The sequence below is a fragment of the Pseudomonas sp. AF03-9 genome, assembly GCF_020515815.1.
Classification (GTDB): Bacteria; Pseudomonadota; Gammaproteobacteria; order Pseudomonadales; family Pseudomonadaceae; genus Aquipseudomonas.
On the sequence record NZ_JAHPJF010000014.1, the window covers coordinates 71,625 to 89,082 of the forward strand.

Genomic DNA, 17,458 nt, shown 5'->3' on the forward strand with positions numbered 1-17,458 from the left:
AGGTGGGCAATTATGCAGATTGCGAAAAAAAATTCAACCTGCTTTTATGATTGTTTTCCCTGAAGGAGTACCCGATGGATTATCGACAGCTGGGCCGTACGGATCTGAACGTGAGCGCGATAGCCTTGGGCACCATGACCTGGGGCGAGCAGAACAGCGAAGCAGAGGCCTTCGCCCAGATCGAACGGGCCAAGGCCGCGGGGATCAACTTCCTCGACACAGCGGAAATGTACCCGGTGCCGCCCAAGGCCGACACCTATGCCACCACCGAGCGCTACATCGGTAATTACTTCAAAAGCCGTGGCGATCGTGCCGACTGGATCCTCGCCAGCAAGATCGCCGGCCCCGGCAACACCATCGACTACATCCGCGACGGCCACCTGCGCCACAACCGCAAGCACATCGCCGCCGCCCTGGACGCCAGCCTCAAGCGCTTGCAGACCGACTGGATCGACCTCTACCAACTGCACTGGCCGGAACGCAGCACCAACTTCTTCGGCCAACTGAGCTACAAGCACAAGGACGAAGACGACCTCACCCCGCTGGAGGAAACCCTCGAAGCGCTGGACGAACAGGTCAAGGCCGGCAAGATCCGCCACATCGGCCTGTCCAACGAAACCCCTTGGGGCACCATGAAATTCCTCGCCTTGGCCGAAGCCCGTGGCTGGAGCCGTGCGGTATCGATCCAGAACCCCTACAACCTGCTCAACCGCAGCTTTGAAGTGGGCCTGGCGGAAGTCGCGATTCGCGAGCAATGCGGCCTGCTGGCCTACTCGCCCCTGGCGTTCGGCATGCTCAGTGGCAAATACGAAAATGGCGCACGCCCGGCCAAGGCGCGGCTGACCGAATACAGCCGCTTCAGCCGCTACTTCAACCCGCAGTCGGAAGCGGCGTGCAGCCGTTATGTAGCGCTGGCCCGAGAACATGGTCTGGACCCGGCGCAGATGGCGTTGGCATTTGTGACCCAGCAGCCGTTTGTGACCAGCAACATCATTGGCGCCACGTCGCTTCAGCAATTGGATAGCAACATTGCCAGTGCCGATCTGAAACTGTCCAAAGAGGTGTTGGAGGGGATTGAGGCGATTCAGAAGGATCATCCGAACCCTGCGCCTTGATTGATCTGTAGACCGCCATCACAGGCAAGCTCCTACATTTTGACGGGTGAACACCGTCAAATGTGGGAGCTGGCTTGCCTGCGATGAGGCCCTCAAACACACCGCATCACTCAAAGCGCCCGCGCAATGATCTCCTTCATGATCTCATTGGTCCCCGCATAAATCCGCTGCACCCGCGCATCCGCCCAGGCCCGCGCAATCGGGTATTCCCACATAAAGCCGTAGCCACCGTGCAACTGCACGCACTCATCGAGCACCTTGCATTGCAGGTCCGTGGCCCAATACTTGGCCATTGCGGCAGTCGGCACGTCCAGCTTGCCCTCCAGATGCAACGCTATGCACTTGTCGACAAACACGCGGCCGATCTGAATCTCGGTGGCCATTTCCGCCAGCTTGAAGCGAGTGTTCTGAAAATCCGCAATCGCCTTGCCAAACGCCTTGCGCTCGCGGGTGTATTCCAGGGTCCATTGCAGTGCCGCCTCGGCCGATGACACGGCGCCGATTGCCACCGTCAAACGCTCCTGAGGCAACTCCTGCATCAGATACGCGAACCCCGCACCGGCCTGGCCCAGCAGGTTCTCCTTGGGCACGCGCACGTCCTGGAAGAACAGCTCCGAGGTGTCCTGGGCCTTCATGCCGACCTTCTCCAGGCGCTTGCCCTTGGCGAAGCCCGGTGTGTCGGCCTCCACCAGAAACAGGCTGGTGCCCTTGGCGCCCGCCTTGGGATCGGTCTTGGCCACCACGATCACCAACTCAGCCAGATAGCCGTTGGTGATAAAGGTCTTCGAACCGTTGATCACATATTCATCGCCATCCAGCACGGCGGTGGTCTTGACCCCTTGCAGGTCGGAACCGGCACCTGGCTCGGTCATCGCAATCGCCGTGACCATCTCACCGGAGATCAGTTTGGGCAGGTATTTGTGCTTCAACGCCTCGCTGCCGTAATGCAGGATGTACGGCGCGACAATGTCCGAATGCAGGGAAAAACCGATCCCGGTCAGCCCCAGCCGGGCAACCTCCTCGATCACCACCGCGCTGTACAGAAAGTCCGCACCCAACCCGCCGTATGCCTCCGGCAGGTGGGAACACAACATCCCCGCCTCCCCCGCCTTGCTCCACAAGGCTCGGTCGATATAGCCCTGCTTCTCCCATTGCCCATGGAACGGCACCGCGTCTTTTTCGAGGAAGGTGCGCACGCTCTCGCGAAAGAGTTCGTGCTCCGGGCTGTACAAGGTTCTGGGAATCATGGGTCACCTGCGAGGATTGTCGGACAAAGACGAGCCCACAGAGACTATGCCGCGAAGGCAGCACGGGACACTGGACACATGCGACAAAAAATAAGACGATCCAGCCGTCTGGTGACCACTTTCCCCTATAAGAATAAATGAAATTATGTCTAACCAAATCTCCACGCCCTTGCGACGCGTCAGCATTTTGGCCATTGATCGGGTATTCGCTTCAACCCTCATGCAAGCCAAGGATTTCTTCCACCTCGCCAGCCTGCGTTACGGCAAGCAACAAGGTCTGGGCCTGATCCCGGCGTTCGAAACGCGCCTGGTCAGCCCCGACGGGCAGTCGGTACGCAGCTTCAGTGATGTGATCATGCCGGTGGATGGCGGCCTGGAAGACGCCGACATCATCGTGCTCCCGGCCTTCTGGGACGACTTCGACGCCCTCTGCAGCCGCTACCCGCAAGTGCTGCCGTGGCTGCGCGCGCAACACGCATGCGGCGCCGTGCTCTGCGGCGAAGCCACCGGGGTGTTCTGGCTGGCCGAAGCCGGCTTGCTCGATGGCAAGGAGGCAACCACCTATTGGCGCTTTTTCAACGCCTTCAGCGAACGCTTCCCACGGGTACAACTCAACCAGGACAAGCACCTCACCGACGCCGACAACCTGTACTGCGCCGGCGGCACCACCTCGGCGTGCGACCTCTACATCTACCTGATCGAACGCTTCTGCGGCGCCAACATCGCCCAGGCCGTAGCCCGCGACATTCTCTACGAAGTGCAACGCAACTATTCGCCGGGACGTATCGGTTTCGGTGGGCAGAAGCTGCACCAGGACGTGATCATCCTGCAGATCCAGCACTGGCTCGAAGAGCACTTCGCCGACAAGTTCCGCTTCGAAGACGTCGCCCGGGAACACGGCATGAGCATCCGCAACTTCATGCGCCGCTTCCAGACGGCGACGGGCGACAAGCCATTGCACTATCTGCAACGCCTGCGCATCGAGACGGCCAAGGGACTGCTGTCAGGCAGTCGCAAGAGCATCAAGACCATCAGTTACGAGGTGGGTTACGACGATGCGAGCTTCTTTGCGCGGTTGTTCAGGCAGCACACGGAACTGTCGCCGAACCAATACCGCCAGCAGTTCCAGCAGGCGGCATAGGCAAGGCTGAACGCGGTAAAAAAAGTGGGAGCGGGCTTGCTCGCGAATGCGGTGGGTCAGTCAACATCATCAGTGACTGACAGTCCGCATTCGCGAGCAAGCCCGCTCCCACATTTGATCTATAGCGTTCTCAGGGCTTATGGCCGCGCGCGAGGAACTCGTGGGATTGCATTTCCAGCAAGCGACTCAGGGTCCGCTGGAATTCAAAGGTCAATCGACCGCCGGTGTACAGATCCTTCAACTCGACTTCCGCCGAGATGATCAGCTTCACGTTACGGTCGTAGAACTCATCGACCATGTTGATAAACCGCCGCGCGATGTCGTCGGTGGTCACGCTCATCTGCTCCACACCGCTCAAGATCACCGCATGGAAAATCTTGCCCAGCTCGATGTAGTCGTTCTGGCTGCGCGGGCCGTCGCACAGGGCGCGGAAGTCGAACCACGCCACGTCATCGCAAGTACGCAACGCGATGATTTCGCGGTTTTCGATGATCAACTTGTCGTTTTCCACCGCCTGGGTGCATTCCGGCGTCAGGGCGCGAAAGCTCTTTTTCAGGCTTTCGTGCGCCGCTTCGTTGAGCGGGAAGTGGAACAGTTCCGCTTGCTCAAGGTGACGCAGGCGGTAGTCGACGCCACTGTCGACGTTGACGATTTCGGTGTTCTGCTTGATCAGCGCGATGGCCGGCAGGAAGCGCGCGCGTTGCAGGCCGTCCTTGTACAGGCCGTCGGGCACGATGTTCGAGGTGGCGACCAGGGTCACGCCGTTCTTGAACAACTCTTCCATCAGGGTGCCAAGGATCATGGCATCGGTGATGTCGGAGACGAAGAACTCATCGAAGCAGATCACCCGCGCTTCGTCGGAGAAGCGCTTGGCAATGATGGTCAGCGGGTTTTTCTCGCCCGGCAGGGTCTTCATTTCTTCGTGCACGCGCTTCATGAAGCGGTGGAAGTGCGTCCGGACCTTTTCCTTGAACGGCAGCGCTTCGAAGAAGGTGTCCACCAGATAGGTCTTGCCGCGGCCGACGCCGCCCCAGAAATACAGGCCTTTGACTGGCGTGCGGTCTTTCTTGCCGAACAGCTTGCCGAGCATCCCTGGCTTGCTTTGCGAGGCCGCGACGAGATCGTCGTACAGGCGCTGCAAATGACGCACCGCCGTTTCCTGGGCTGCGTCATGGAAGAATTCAGGGCGTTTCAGATCAGCTTGGTATCGTTCTAGGGGCGTCATAATTTCGTTAGCAAGGCAACAAAAACGGGCCGTCACTGTAACGACGGCCCTGATTAATGGCAATCAACCCTTGGTCGGGTCAATCCTCGATGGGGGTCAACGCAACGCGCAAGGCGGCGATGGCGGCGTCACGGGAGGCGTCGTCAGCGAACTGCGCGCTGTCGGCCACGGCCGCGCCGTCCAGCCATACGCTGAAGCCCAGGGCTTCGGTGCGTACGTCCAGTGCGTCGCCGTTTTGCAGCGCCTTGGTGACGGCGCCAGCGGCTTTACCGTCGGCAAAGTTGCGCGACAGCAACAATTGCTCGCCATCGGCGGCCAGCAGGCGGAAGCGGAAGCTGCCGTCATCCTCGCGGAAGCTCACGAAACGCGCCGCTTTCGCCGCTTTCTTCTTGGTCGCGACCGGTGCCGCGGCCTGCTCGACGAACGAACGCAGGCCCACCGCCTCACGCAACTCGGCGAGGAACGGTGCCGCCACGGCGCGGGCTTTCTTGGCGCCGACCAACAACAGGTCTTCCATGTCCGACGGGCGCGACATCAGTTGGTGATAACGCTCGCGGGCTTCGCCCAGTTGACCGTCCAGCAATTGGAACAGACGGGCCTTGGCCTCGCCCCAACCCAGACCTTGCAGCAGCTCAGCGCGGAATTCTTCTTCCTGGGGCTTGCTGGCAAACGCCTGGTACAGGGTGAACAGGTGGGAGTTGTCCGGGTCCTTGGCTTCGCCCGGCGCACGGGAGTCCGTGACGATCCGCGAGATCGCGTCCTTCATGTCCTTGGCGCTGGTGAACAACGGGATGGTGTTGTCGTAGCTCTTGGACATCTTGCGGCCATCCAGGCCCGGCAAGGTGGCGACGCTTTCTTCGATCAGCGCCTCGGGCATGGTGAAGAACTCCTTGCCCTTGCCGAACAGGTGGTTGAAGCGCTGGCCGATGTCACGGGCCATTTCCACGTGCTGGATCTGGTCGCGGCCGACCGGCACCTTGTGCGCGTTGAACATCAGGATGTCCGCCGCCATCAGCACCGGGTAGCTGTACAGGCCCATGGTGATGCCCGCATCCGGGTCTTCGCCGGCTTCCACGTTCTTGTCCACCGAGGCCTTGTACGCGTGGGCGCGGTTGAGCAGGCCCTTGGCGGCAACGCAGGTGAGCAGCCAGGTCAGCTCGGGGATTTCCGGGATGTCGGACTGGCGGTAGAAGGTCACCCGGTTCACATCCAGGCCACCGGCCAGCCAGGTCGCGGCGATTTCCATGCGCGAGCGCTGGATGCGCTGCGGGTCATCGCATTTGATCAGGGCGTGGTAGTCGGCCAGGAAGTAGAAGGAGTCGGCATTGGCATCCTGGCTGGCGAGGATCGCCGGGCGGATCGCACCGGCGTAGTTGCCCAGGTGCGGCGTGCCGGTGGTGGTGATGCCGGTGAGGATACGGGTACGAGTCGTCATGGGTAATCGCTTATCAGACTGCTATCAATTCGAGAGGCGCGGCAGCACCAGATCCTTGAGATCGGTGAGCTTGCCATGAAAAAAGTGCCCGCATTCTGCCACTTTCAGCAGCTCATGGGGGCGATTCAAGGCGGCGGACCAGTCGTAGACAGTCTGCGGATCGACCACTTCGTCGGTTTCCGGCTGGATCAGGGTCAGTGGGCAGCCCTGTGGCAACACATCGGTATCACGCAGGCGCATCACTGCCGCGGCGACCATGAACAGGTGCGCGAGTTTTTCGCCCTTGGCTTCCAGACGCCCGCCAAGGCTGGCGGCGACATAACCGCCAAAGGAAAAACCGAGCAGGGTCAGCGGCAAACCGGGGTGCTTTTCCCGCAGCCAGGTGGCGGCCGCTTCGGCATCGTCCACTTCGCCGGTGCTCATGTCGTGACTGCCGGCGCTCGCGCCGACGCCACGATAGTTGAAACGCAAAGTGATCAAACCGGCATCGCGGGCGGTGCGTTGCAGGGTCGATACGACTTTATTGAGCATGGTCCCGCCCTGCACCGGGTTAGGATGGCAGATCAGCGCCAGGCCACGTGGCTCGGGGTGATCCAGGTACAAGGCTTCCAATTGGCCTACCGGGCCATCGATCAAAACAGGGGTTTCACGCATGAGCAAGAGATGAACTCCGTGACCTCTCAAAGGGTCGACTCGTCTAGCTAAAAGTCTGTGCATGGCATCATTGCGAGGTTAATCGCGGTATACAGCGCAGGTTTGAGCCGTTAACGTAAAGCAAAGCCGTTTATAGAGGAAGGACTCGTGGAACACTCGCTCTTAGTTTGGTTGTTGCCGACTCTTGCCCTGGTTGCCGGTGTCGCCATTGGATTCCTGGTCGCTCGCCTGCTGCCGAATGCCGCGCCTAACCGCACGCAGCGTCAGCTGGATGACATTCAGGAACGTTTTGACAGTTATCAGAACGAGGTGGTTACCCACTTCAACAGCACCGCAAATCTGGTCAAGAAACTCACCCAGAGCTATCAGGAAGTACAGGATCACCTCGCGGACGGCGCCAACCGCCTCGCCCTCGACGACATCACCCGCCAGCGTCTGCTGGCCGCGCTGCATTCCGATGCCCAAACCCCACGGGAGCGCCTGACCCCGCCACGGGAAAACCAGGAGCCACCACGGGACTACGCGCCAAAAACGCCGAACGCCCCAGGCATGCTGGATGAGCATTACGGCTTGAAGAAGTAAGTTTTCTTCAAGCACTAAAAAGCCCGGCTGATCGATGATCAGCCGGGCTTTTTGTTGGCTTCATTTTACAGAACAGTGGAGATCCAATGTGGGACCGGGTGCAGCCTCAAGCCGGTTGTTGTTCCTGCAACAACCCACCCTCAATCCGCACATGCCGCCCATGGAAGCGCTTGAGGCTGCTGCGATGGCCCACGCTGACGATGCTCAACCCCGGCAATTCATCGATCAACGCCTGGTACAGCGTCGCCTCATCCTCTTCATCCATGGCCGAGGTCGCTTCGTCCATGTACAGCCACTGCGGCGCAAACAACAGCGCGCGGGCAAACGCCAAACGCTGCTGCTCACCCGGCGAAAGCATGCGCTGCCAGTGGTTGGCTTCGTCCAGGCGCGCCACCAGATGGGGCAAGCGGCAGGTCTGCAGCACCTGTGCATAACGTTGCGCCGGGTAGGCGCTGTCGTCCTGTGGATAACTCAGTACGGCTTTCAAGGTGCCAATCGGCAGATAAGGCTTTTGCGGCAGGAACAGATAACGCGCCGCCGGCAGGCGAATGCTGCCGTGCCCCGCTGGCCACAAATGCCCCATCGCACGCAGCAAGGTACTTTTGCCGCTGCCGGAACGCCCGCTGAGCATCACGCGCTGGCCGGGCTCGACACTCATGTCGGCATCGCTCAGCAGGTGGCGGCCATCGGCCAGGTCCATCCGCAGCCCTTGCACCACCAGGCGCTCGCCTTCCGAACGCACATCGATCGCCGGCGGGCGCTGCTCGTTGTCACTCATGGCCTGTTGAAAGCTCAGCAGACGATCACTGGTGGCACGCCACGACGCCAGGTCCGAGTACGCGTTGATAAACCAGCTGAAGTTCTCTTGCACGTTGCCGAACGCCGAGTTGATTTGCATCAGCTCGCCCAACTCGATCTTGCCGGCGAAGTAACGCGGCGCGGCGACGATAAACGGGAAGATGATCGCGATCTGGCTGTAGCCGGCAGTGAAAAACGTCAGGCGCTTGGACACTTTCATGATGTCCCAGAAGTTGTGCCAGACCTTGCTGAAACGTGCGCTCAAGCGCTGTTTTTCATTCGGTTCGCCGTTATACAGCGCGATGCTCTCAGCGTTCTCACGCACCCGCACCATGGAGAAACGCAAGTCCGCTTCAAAGCGTTGTTGTTGGTTGTTCAAGCCGATCAAGCGACGGCCGATCAGGTGGGTCAGCCAACTGCCCACGGCGGCGTACAGCAACGCGCACCAGAACATGTAGCCGGGGATGGTGATGCCAAACACGTCGATACTGCCCGACACGCCCCACAGGATGATCGAGAACGACACCAGGCTGACCACATTGCGCAACAACCCCAGGCCCAGGCTCAAGGAACTGGAGGTGAAGTTGTTGAGGTCTTCGGAAATCCGCTGGTCCGGGTTATCGGTGTAACCGCCCTGCTCCAGCTGGTAATAGTTTTTGTCGGCGAGCCAGCGGGCGAAGTGTTTTTCGGTAAGCCAGGCCCGCCAGCGGATGGTCAGCATCTGGGTCAGGTACAGGCGGTACACCGCCCCCAGAATCGCCACGGCGGCAATCGCGCAGAAATAGCCGATCAACTGCCAGAACGCGGCGGTGTCCTTGTGTTCAAGGGCGTTGTAGAAATCCTTGTACCAGTGGTTGATCCACACCGAAATCGCCACGCTGAACAGCGACAAGCCAATCACCGCCGCCAGCAGCAGCCACGCCTTGCCCTTCTCTTCACTGCGCCAATACGGCGTGATCATCGCCCAGGTTCGGCGCAGGAATTGCCCACGCACCGCGTCATTGACCGCGCAATACTCAGCGTTCTGATTCATCGTTCAGGCTCTGTAAGGAAATGTAACAGACGTTTGAACCGATCATAGACGATCGGTTCAGGGCTCCGTGCGGCCTGAAGCGGGTTGTTCAGACTTCGTTCAGCGGCGTACCGGACGCTTTTGCAGTTTGCGCTGCAAGGTCCGACGGTGCATGCCCAGGGCGCGGGCAGTGGCGGAGATGTTGCCTTCGTGCTCGGTCAACACCCGCTGGATGTGTTCCCACTGCAAGCGGTCCACCGACATCGGGTTTTCCGGCACCAGGGTGTCGAGGTCGGCATGCTCGGAAAGCAAGGCGGCCAGCACGTCGTCGGCGTCCGCCGGTTTGCACAGGTAGTTGCACGCGCCGCGCTTGATCGCCTCGACGGCGGTGGCAATGCTGGAGTAGCCGGTGAGGATCACCACGCGCATTTCCGGGTCGAGCTCCAGCAGCTTGGGCAACAGCACCAGGCCGGAATCGCCGTCCATTTTCAGGTCGAGCGCGGCGTAGTCCGGCAGGTCGGCCTGGGCGATGGTCAGGCCTTCTTCGGCGGAACCGGCGGTGCTCACGCGGAAACCGCGACGGCTCATGGCGCGTGCCATCACGCGGGTAAAGGTGGCGTCGTCATCTACCAGCAACAGGTGCGGCAGTTCTTCGCCTTCGACTTGGATCTCGTCACTCATCGATATCTCCTCGTGCGACACGGGGCAGGCGCAGCTCGGTGAGCGTGCCACCTTCCTCATGACTATAGAGCTTCACTGAGCCGCCCGCGCGGGTCACGCTGGCCTTGCTCAAAAACAGGCCGAGGCCGAAGCCTTTGCCCTTGGTGGTAAAGAATGGTTTGCCGATCTGCTCGGCAATGGCCAACGGCACGCCCGCGCCGTGGTCACGAATATTGATGGTCACGTGTTCCGCATCCCAGTCCAACTGCACGCCCAGGCCTTCGGGGCAGGCGTCAGCGGCATTGTTCAACAGGTTGAGCAACGCCTGGGTCAGGTCGGGCGGCGGCGCCATGCGCGGGACGGTGCCTTGCCCAAGCAGGTGGAAGCGGTAACTGGCTTCGGGGCGCATCAGGTGCCAGCGGTTCAAGGCTTCGTCGAGCCACTGGGTCACGTCCTGCATCTCCACCGCCAGGCGGCGATTGGCTTCGGCGGCGCGCACCAGTTGCTGCAAGGTCTGCTTGCATTGCTTGACCTGCTCCTGCAACACCCCGAGGTCTTCCTGCAGGGCAGGGTCGTGGTGGTCTTGAATGATTTCCTTGAGCAGTACGCTCATGGTCGCCAGCGGCGTACCCAACTCATGCGCCGCACCGGCGGCCTGGGTGGCCACGGCCAGCAGTTGCTGATCGCGCAGGCCTTCTTCCCGCCGAATGGCGCGCAGCTGTTCCTGGCGGCGCAACTCTTCGGCCATGCGCGCAGCGAAAAAGGTGATGACCGCGGCGGACAGGGCAAAACTCAACCACATCCCGTAGATCTGCAGGTTTTCCCGGGCAATGGGAAAGGTCTGCAGCGGATAGAAGCGCGCCAGCAACAAGGTGTAGAGGGTCAGGGCGATGCCCGACAGCACCACCGAATAGCGCCACGGCAACGTCACGGCGGCGATGGTCAACGGCACCAGGTAATACGAAACGAACGGATTGGTGGAACCGCCGGAGAAATACAGCAACACACTGTGGATAAACAGGTCGCAGGCCAATTGCAGCGCATATTCCAACTCGGTCACCGGCCACGTGGTGCGCAGGCGGATCGCGGTAAACACGCACAGCACGGTGGAAAAACCCAGAGTCACACCCAGTTGCAGCCACGGCAGTGGCAACAGGTCGAACCAATAGGCAAGCCCAACGGAGCCGGCCTGTGCGGCCAGGACCAGCGTGCGGATGAACGTCAGGCGCCAGAGGTTCTGGCGAGTGGCGGAAGTCAGTTTTACGGCGGCGAGCATGAGCTCTCCCGGTGAGCGCTGCAGGCGGATCGGCAGGAGTATAAACGATGCCGGCCGGCTGGCACGGCGCGTGTGGCTCTTTGCCGCAGGGCCGGCGAATGACCGTTCGTCGGCCCCACACAACTTGTAGCGAATGTGTAAACCCGAAGAACCCGATGCCACCGTCTACAGTCTTATCGAACACGACTATCCCAAGGAGCTCTCATGTCTCGTTTCACTCGCAGCGCAGCCGTCATCACCCTCAGCGTCGGCACCCTGGTCAGCGTGCCTGCATTGGCCGCCGACGCACTGAACTACAACCAGATTTCCCTGCGCGCCGAGGTCAGCCAGGAAGTTGCCCGCGACAAGATGATCGTGACCCTCTACACCGAATCCCAGAACAGCGACCCGGCCAAGCTCGCCGCTGAAATCACCACCACCATGAACAAGGCCCTGGGCCAGGCGCGCGAAGTCAAAGGCGTGACCCTGCGCCAGGGCAGCCGCAACAGCTACCCGATCTACGACAACAAGAACCAGAAGATCACCGGCTGGCGCGAGCGTGCCGAACTACGCCTGGAAAGCGCGGACTTCCCGGCACTGTCCAAGCTCACCGGCGAACTGCTCAACACGCTGAAAATGGACAGCATGGATTTCGCCATCGCCGATGCCACGCGCAAGGCCAGCGAAGATTCATTGCTCAAGGACGCCGTCGCCGCCTTCAAGGCCCGTGCGCAACTGGCCACCGACGCGTTGGGTGGCAAGGGCTACAAGATCGTCAACCTGAACTTCAACACCAACGGCTATCCGCAACCCTACGCACGCGGTGGAATGATGATGAAAGCCGCTGCGATGGACTCGGCGCCGACACCGGACGTGGAGGCTGGCACCAGCCAGGTCAACATGAGTGCCGACGGGGTGATTGAAGTCTTGCAATAACTTCACGAACAGGCGGTAACAACGGCGCATTCCTCGCAGGTTTGCGCCTTTTTCTTGGGCGTCGTCATATGCCGCAGCATGTTCTCTGGAATCCCCGGCAGGATTTTCCCGACACAGAGAGTGCCGCAGCGACAGGGAGTGCTGCGTAGGCATATTGTCTACCTCACGAGAACCCAGCTCATGTCTATCTCTGCAATTTACACCGCGCCTCTCCAACAACATTCCACCCATTTACCCACGCCCTCTCCCGTAGCGCCGGTGCCACAGGCCGGCGCCGGTACAACGGCGTCGCCCCACGAGACCGCTCTGCTCAACGCCTACATTGCAGCGGTACAACGTAAAGTACTGCACAACGATGCCGGTCTGGTGAAGGTGCCGCCCCAGAGCACCCTGGGCCAATGGCTGGAGCTGTATCGGGCCCAAGTGGAACACCCGGTTGTGCAACGCTGGATGCACGATCAGAAGATCGATCCCTCTGCCCTGCTTTCAATCGACCCCTTCAAGGGCACGCTGACCGTCGGGGTCGACGCACAGAACAAAACCTTTTCGCTCTCGGACACCTCCGGCTGGGGCCAGGTTTCTGGCCCGTTGCTGGCCGCTGCAAAAGTGATCGCTCCCGAAAACAAAGGTGCCTTGCGCGTACGATTCGGTGATGGCTACACACAGGTCAGCGCCAAAGTGGTGGCGAACTTCCAGGGCATCGCGCTTCCTACAAACCGTTCCAAGGCCAGTGACCAAATCAGGCATCTGGAGCAGCAAAAAGCCTTCGACCCTATCCCGGCGGACGACCGTGTGCGCCCGGCCAGCAGCCGTTCAGCGGAAGCCCTGGAGGTGCACAAAAAAAATGCAGCCACGTTCTACAGCAGTGCTCCGCAAGCGCTGGAGTACAAGCATCTGGCAGTCGATGTTGCGACTAACCTGCCTGACACACGGGCAGAAGCAAAGAAGTGGGCAGAGGCACTCATTTTCAAGTTGACCGGCAAACATGTCGACGCGGACACCCTCTATTTCAATCGCTTCGACAACTACAACACACCGATGTTCGGAGCCACCGCCTCAGGCACCGAGCATTTCAACGATGAGCCAAAATCGTCGTTGCGCCTGCCCGATGCACTGCTGAAAAACTTCTCCGAACATGACGCAATTCCAGGCGAACTGGATGCTCACGCCGGTATATACACCGTCGGATACGGCGCAGGTGCAACAGGCGGATACGGCGCCCGTAACGAATTCCCCTTGGCCCCATCCAAACTCATGCACGAGAGCTGGAAAACCGATTTCCAAGGCCAAATGGACAAGAAGATCGACAAGTTCTGGAGCACGCATACCGAAAGCTATGAGACCGCCATCAAAGGAGAGTTCACCTACCAGGCCCGCAAACAATTGAAGGAGGCCGAGGCCAGGCCCGCGGCAGAACAAGCGGTGCAGGCTCCCGAACATCGATTTACGCGCGACGACTACCGCTTGGTTATGGGCGCCGTGTCCAACCTGCCACTCGATGAAAACGCGCCGCTAAGCGTTGAGCAGCTCAAGGCCAAGGCTCCAGCCAACGGAGTTGTGAAGGCGTACGCCCTCAACATCCACGGGATTACGTCCAGCGATATTGTGCGATTCAGTGCGGACGACGGTAGTCGGCAAGTCATCTACATACCCGGAGCCGTGCCGGCGTTTCTGAGATTTGATTCTCTCGACCAGTTGAACAAGTGGATCACTAACCAAGCCGATGACCCTAAAAAACGCGAGGCCTTGGCCGCTCATTTTCCGCTGGCCTCTCGACAAGACCATGCGCATAAGCCAGGCGTGGGTGAGAGTATTCTTGAGGGGTTGATCCCAGGACTCGCTCTTGCGACTTCGGTGATTAAATCCAAAGGTCTGGACACCGTACTCAGCGAAATGGCAGACGGTAGCCTGAAGGGGCCGGCCGTCAGTGCCAGCCACTCAAAGATCGAGGGCGATGTGTTTTCCACACTGACATCTGCCAGCAAGGTGCGTATGAGCAGCGATGCAGACATCGTGATCAAATCCAACAGCGAGGTGATCCGGGATACTTGGCTGAACGACATTACCGTGGCCGCAGGCTTACTGGCCAAGCTTGCCCCCATCGCGGCACCGGTAGCGGCTGCCGCAGTCATCACAGGCTTGGCTGAGGTGGCGCTGGGAGCAGAAAAGGCATCATCCGGTGACACCCAGGCTGAACGCAAAGACGGTGCGTCCAAGGCATTCGATGGTGTGCTGAACGTGTTGTTCTCGGCCGGCGCCAGCGCCGTCCCCAAAGATCCTTTTGCTCTACCTCCCGAGAATGAAATAGCTGCGCAGGAGCCGATGCCTCGACCTGACGTCAATGCCGGTGAAGAGCCACAACCGGGGTCATCCAGCGGTAAGCCCGTTGTGCCCGCCCCTGAGGCGGGGCCTGCGGCCAGATCCAAATCGCTCATTCCCTTGGCTCAATACGCTGTTCCGGAAGGCGAAGCGCTGATAAAGAACGCCACCGCCGACGCGAAGGGGGTCTATCGAGTGAGCGACAGCGACGGGGTGCTGCATCAATACGTGCGCCTGACCGATGAAACAGGCACAAGTAAGGTATTTGAAATATCAGGTCGCTACAGGACGGGGAACTCATTCGCCAAAATCATTGATCCCAATAATGGCGCGGGTCTGATAGTGATAACACCCGGCCGCAATGGCGAGTGGGCGCGAGCTCCAGCCGATGGCGGTACATGGTGGAAACGTACACCTTCGCCAACACCAAGCCTGGAACCCAGGACACCGCCAAAACTATCGGATCAGTTCCTTGAAGTCGATGGCACAAAAATCAAGGGCTCCGAAAAACTGGACAATTACTTCAATCTTGATGGCAACGACTACGTTTACGGCATTGCTGTGGGCGATGACGGTGAAGTCATCCCGCAAATTTCCTGGACATCTGAAGAGAATCCCGCATTAGCCACTCCACCACCTACCGAATACAATTCGGCGTTCGGCACCAATGAATACACAGAACAGTTCCTTAAAGATTTAAACCGCAGCAAGCTCACCATACAAGCCCCCGGTGACATCAAACTGGAAATTGATATCGGTAAACAAATACGAGAGCTTGAATTGGAAAAGGGCAGATTCCTATCCACGGCCGAAATGGATGAACTCAAACAAAAAGCTATCGAATCGATTGAGAAGCTTATTCCTGACCCCGCGCTGAGAAGACGCATATCTGAACTTGCCAATCAATGGGCACTCGGCGCGGCCACGGATGAATTCAGAACGTCTCGATTCAAAGGTGAGTTTTTTGGAAGCGGACGTGACCCGCATTTTTACGTCAACTATGATCCGGCAAACGATGCAACCACGGTCACGGCCAAGTCCGATTTTATAGTCACCAAACTAGATGAACAGAATGGTGAGCTTGAGCGCCTTAATGATCTGGATGTAAAAGCATCCAGAACACTCACCCTCCGTCGCAGCAATGAACTGGACAGTGACGGCTATGTCTTGGACCCCTCTTCGCCGACACGTATAGAGGTTAGACCTACGCAAGGCTGATGGCGCTCCTCCCTATCACGTCCTACTGAACGGCGGTAACCTCGGTGACCGCCGTTTTCGTTTGGGCAGCGAATCTATGCCTGCCATCTCGTCTCCATGGAAAGAATCACCTTCAAACCGCTCCTCCTCGTCGCGGGCCTGCTGGCCTTCATGCCAATGGCCCAGGCGGCCAGCACCCTGGTCTACTGCTCCGAAGCCAGCCCCGCCGGTTTCGACCCTAGCCAGTACACCAGCGGCACCGATTTCGATGCATCGGCCGAAACCGTGTTCAACCGCCTGACCCAGTTCAAGCGCGGCGGCACCGAAGTGGAACCCGGCCTGGCCACAAGCTGGGACGTGTCCAGTGACGGCCTGACGTATACCTTCCACCTGCGGGATGGCGTCAAGTTCCACACCACGGATTTCTTCACCCCGACCCGCGATTTCAACGCCGATGATGTGCTGTTCACCTTCAACCGCCTGCTGGATGCCGACAGCCCGTTTCGCAAGGCCTACCCATCCGAGTCGCCGTATTTCACCGACATGGGCTTGAACACCACGATCAAGAGCGTCGAAAAACTCGACGAGCACAGCGTGCGCTTCAACCTGAACAACGTCGATGCCGCGTTCGTGCAGAACCTGGCCATGAGTTTCGCCTCGGTGCAGTCCGCCGAATATGCCGCGCAACTGTTGAAAGACGGCGCAGCCTCCGACATCAACCAGAAACCCGTCGGCACCGGGCCGTTCGTGTTTAAGCGCTACCAGAAAGACTCGCAGATTCGCTACGTGGCCAATAAACAGTATTGGAAACCCGAGGACGTGAAACTCGACAACCTGGTGTTCGCCATCACCCCCGATGCCGCCTCGCGCCTGCAAAAGCTCAAGGCCGGCGAATGCCAGGTCAGCGGCTACCCACGCCCGTCCGACATCGAAGTGATGAAGCTGGACCCCAACCTGCGCGTGCTGCAACAGGCGGGTTTCAACCTGGGCTTTCTGGCCTACAACGTGACCCATCCGCCGCTGGACCAACTCAAGGTGCGCCAGGCCCTGGACATGGCCATCGACAAGCCGGCGATCATCAAAGCCGTATACCAGAGCGCCGGGCAATTGGCGCAGAACGCCCTGCCACCGGCGCAGTGGTCTTATGACCCGAATATCAAGGACGCGCCCTACGATCCCACCAAAGCCAAGGCGCTACTAAAAGAAGCAGGCATTGCGCCAGGCACCACCATCAACCTGTGGGCCATGACGGTCCAACGCGCGTCCAACCCGAATGCGCGTATGTCGGCACAAATGATCCAACAGGATTGGGACAAGGTCGGCATCAAGGCCAACATCGTCAGCTATGAGTGGGGCGAATACATCAAGCGCGCCAAAAACGGCGAACACGACGCGATGATTTATGGCTGGACCGGCGACAACGGCGACCCGGATAACTGGCTCGGCGTGCTCTACAGTTGTGCCGCAGTGAAGGGCAGCAACTACGCCAAATGGTGTAACCCGGCCTACGACAAGCTGGTGCAGCAGGCCAAGGTCAGCAGTGACCGCGAGCAGCGCATCAAGTGGTATCAACAGGCGCAAAAAATACTTAAAGAACAAGCACCTATAACACCTATTGCGAACTCGACGGTTTTCCAACCCCTGCGCAAGGAAGTGCGCGACTTCAAGATCAGCCCGTTTGGGCTCACGCCGTTCTACGGCGTCAGTCTAGATAAGTAACAGCAACGCCCCAAGCGGGTGCGCCAGACGCCTCGCCAGGTCTTTTTTGGTGCGCCTGGCGCACCGAAAAAACCCTCGAAATGTACGAAATCATGTACGAACTTTCATATTTGCGACATTCCTGTACGTTCGTACCACTCTTTTAACCTCGTATCGGTTCTGC

Annotated in this window: 13 protein-coding genes; 6 read left to right on the forward strand and 7 right to left on the reverse strand. The window is 59.5% G+C overall.

Translation table 11 applies throughout. The annotated features are described in order from the left end of the window. Nucleotides 1-74: 74 nt before the first annotated feature. Nucleotides 75-1,115, forward strand: coding sequence for an NADP(H)-dependent aldo-keto reductase (locus tag LIY36_RS18080; protein WP_192297701.1), 1,041 nt, complete (start codon nt 75-77; stop codon nt 1,113-1,115). Between the two features lie 110 nt (nt 1,116-1,225). Here LIY36_RS18080 and LIY36_RS18085 read toward each other — a convergent pair whose 3' ends face one another. Next, nucleotides 1,226-2,362, reverse strand: a complete 1,137-nt coding sequence (locus tag LIY36_RS18085; RefSeq protein WP_226456480.1) for an acyl-CoA dehydrogenase family protein — start codon at nt 2,360-2,362, stop codon at nt 1,226-1,228. Nucleotides 2,363-2,582: 220 nt separating this feature from the next. Here LIY36_RS18085 and LIY36_RS18090 point away from each other — a divergent pair, with 220 nt between their 5' ends. Beyond that, nucleotides 2,583-3,503: a GlxA family transcriptional regulator gene (locus tag LIY36_RS18090; protein ID WP_226456593.1), complete on the forward strand. Its 921-nt coding sequence runs from the start codon at nt 2,583-2,585 to the stop codon at nt 3,501-3,503. A 130-nt stretch (nt 3,504-3,633) separates the two neighbouring features. On the opposite strand, the gene zapE is transcribed toward LIY36_RS18090, so the two are convergent. From zapE to LIY36_RS18105, 3 genes are all read right to left on the reverse strand, one after another. Beyond that, complete coding sequence (gene zapE / locus LIY36_RS18095) at nt 3,634-4,728, reverse strand: cell division protein ZapE (protein WP_192297703.1); 1,095 nt, start codon at nt 4,726-4,728, stop codon at nt 3,634-3,636. A 79-nt stretch (nt 4,729-4,807) separates the two neighbouring features. Continuing rightward, on the reverse strand, nt 4,808-6,163 hold the full coding sequence (locus LIY36_RS18100; RefSeq protein WP_226456481.1) for a tryptophan--tRNA ligase: 1,356 nt from the start codon (nt 6,161-6,163) through the stop codon (nt 4,808-4,810). A gap of 24 nt (nt 6,164-6,187) precedes the next feature. Then, nucleotides 6,188-6,817, reverse strand: coding sequence for an alpha/beta hydrolase (locus LIY36_RS18105; RefSeq protein ID WP_192297705.1), 630 nt, complete (start codon nt 6,815-6,817; stop codon nt 6,188-6,190). Between the two features lie 147 nt (nt 6,818-6,964). On the opposite strand from LIY36_RS18105, the gene LIY36_RS18110 reads away from it, so the two are divergent. Further along, entirely contained in the window at nt 6,965-7,399 is a 435-nt protein-coding gene (locus LIY36_RS18110) for a YhcB family protein (protein ID WP_226456482.1), read from the forward strand. A 106-nt stretch (nt 7,400-7,505) separates the two neighbouring features. Here the strand turns inward: LIY36_RS18110 and LIY36_RS18115 are convergent, their stop codons facing one another. The 3 genes from LIY36_RS18115 to LIY36_RS18125 form a co-directional block, all read right to left on the reverse strand. Continuing rightward, nucleotides 7,506-9,230 (reverse strand): ABC transporter ATP-binding protein/permease, encoded by a 1,725-nt coding sequence (locus tag LIY36_RS18115; protein WP_226456483.1) that lies wholly within the window; start codon nt 9,228-9,230, stop codon nt 7,506-7,508. A 99-nt stretch (nt 9,231-9,329) separates the two neighbouring features. Beyond that, complete coding sequence (locus LIY36_RS18120; RefSeq protein WP_003171731.1) at nt 9,330-9,890, reverse strand: response regulator transcription factor; 561 nt, start codon at nt 9,888-9,890, stop codon at nt 9,330-9,332. Further along, complete coding sequence (locus LIY36_RS18125) at nt 9,883-11,145, reverse strand: ATP-binding protein (RefSeq protein WP_192297707.1); 1,263 nt, start codon at nt 11,143-11,145, stop codon at nt 9,883-9,885. The genes LIY36_RS18120 and LIY36_RS18125 overlap by 8 nt, the downstream gene beginning before the upstream one ends. Before the next feature lie 204 nt (nt 11,146-11,349). On the opposite strand from LIY36_RS18125, the gene LIY36_RS18130 reads away from it, so the two are divergent. The 3 genes from LIY36_RS18130 (at nt 11,350) to LIY36_RS18140 (ending at nt 17,295) form a co-directional block, all read left to right on the forward strand. Further along, nucleotides 11,350-12,060 carry an SIMPL domain-containing protein gene (locus LIY36_RS18130; protein WP_226456484.1) on the forward strand — a complete coding sequence of 237 codons (711 nt, stop codon included), beginning with the start codon at nt 11,350-11,352 and terminating at the stop codon, nt 12,058-12,060. A gap of 180 nt (nt 12,061-12,240) precedes the next feature. Next, the gene (locus LIY36_RS18135) at nt 12,241-15,597 is read left to right on the forward strand and encodes a dermonecrotic toxin domain-containing protein (RefSeq protein WP_226456485.1); all 3,357 of its coding nucleotides are present in this window, start codon (nt 12,241-12,243) and stop codon (nt 15,595-15,597) included. A gap of 96 nt (nt 15,598-15,693) precedes the next feature. Continuing rightward, the gene (locus tag LIY36_RS18140) at nt 15,694-17,295 is read left to right on the forward strand and encodes an ABC transporter substrate-binding protein (protein ID WP_226456486.1); all 1,602 of its coding nucleotides are present in this window, start codon (nt 15,694-15,696) and stop codon (nt 17,293-17,295) included. Nucleotides 17,296-17,458 lie beyond the last annotated feature (163 nt).

What these genes read in the sequence shown, in the direction of transcription:
- LIY36_RS18080 (WP_192297701.1), top strand. Translation starts at nt 75, where the DNA reads ATGGATTATCGACAGCTGGGCCGTACGGATCTGAACGTGAGCGCGATA.
- LIY36_RS18120 (WP_003171731.1), bottom strand. Translation starts at nt 9,890, where the DNA reads ATGAGTGACGAGATCCAAGTCGAAGGCGAAGAACTGCCGCACCTGTTG.
- LIY36_RS18115 (WP_226456483.1), bottom strand. Translation starts at nt 9,230, where the DNA reads ATGAATCAGAACGCTGAGTATTGCGCGGTCAATGACGCGGTGCGTGGG.
- zapE (WP_192297703.1), bottom strand. Translation starts at nt 4,728, where the DNA reads ATGACGCCCCTAGAACGATACCAAGCTGATCTGAAACGCCCTGAATTC.
- LIY36_RS18105 (WP_192297705.1), bottom strand. Translation starts at nt 6,817, where the DNA reads ATGCGTGAAACCCCTGTTTTGATCGATGGCCCGGTAGGCCAATTGGAA.
- LIY36_RS18135 (WP_226456485.1), top strand. Translation starts at nt 12,241, where the DNA reads ATGTCTATCTCTGCAATTTACACCGCGCCTCTCCAACAACATTCCACC.
- LIY36_RS18100 (WP_226456481.1), bottom strand. Translation starts at nt 6,163, where the DNA reads ATGACGACTCGTACCCGTATCCTCACCGGCATCACCACCACCGGCACG.
- LIY36_RS18125 (WP_192297707.1), bottom strand. Translation starts at nt 11,145, where the DNA reads ATGCTCGCCGCCGTAAAACTGACTTCCGCCACTCGCCAGAACCTCTGG.
- LIY36_RS18130 (WP_226456484.1), top strand. Translation starts at nt 11,350, where the DNA reads ATGTCTCGTTTCACTCGCAGCGCAGCCGTCATCACCCTCAGCGTCGGC.
- LIY36_RS18085 (WP_226456480.1), bottom strand. Translation starts at nt 2,362, where the DNA reads ATGATTCCCAGAACCTTGTACAGCCCGGAGCACGAACTCTTTCGCGAG.
- LIY36_RS18090 (WP_226456593.1), top strand. Translation starts at nt 2,583, where the DNA reads ATGCAAGCCAAGGATTTCTTCCACCTCGCCAGCCTGCGTTACGGCAAG.
- LIY36_RS18140 (WP_226456486.1), top strand. Translation starts at nt 15,694, where the DNA reads ATGGAAAGAATCACCTTCAAACCGCTCCTCCTCGTCGCGGGCCTGCTG.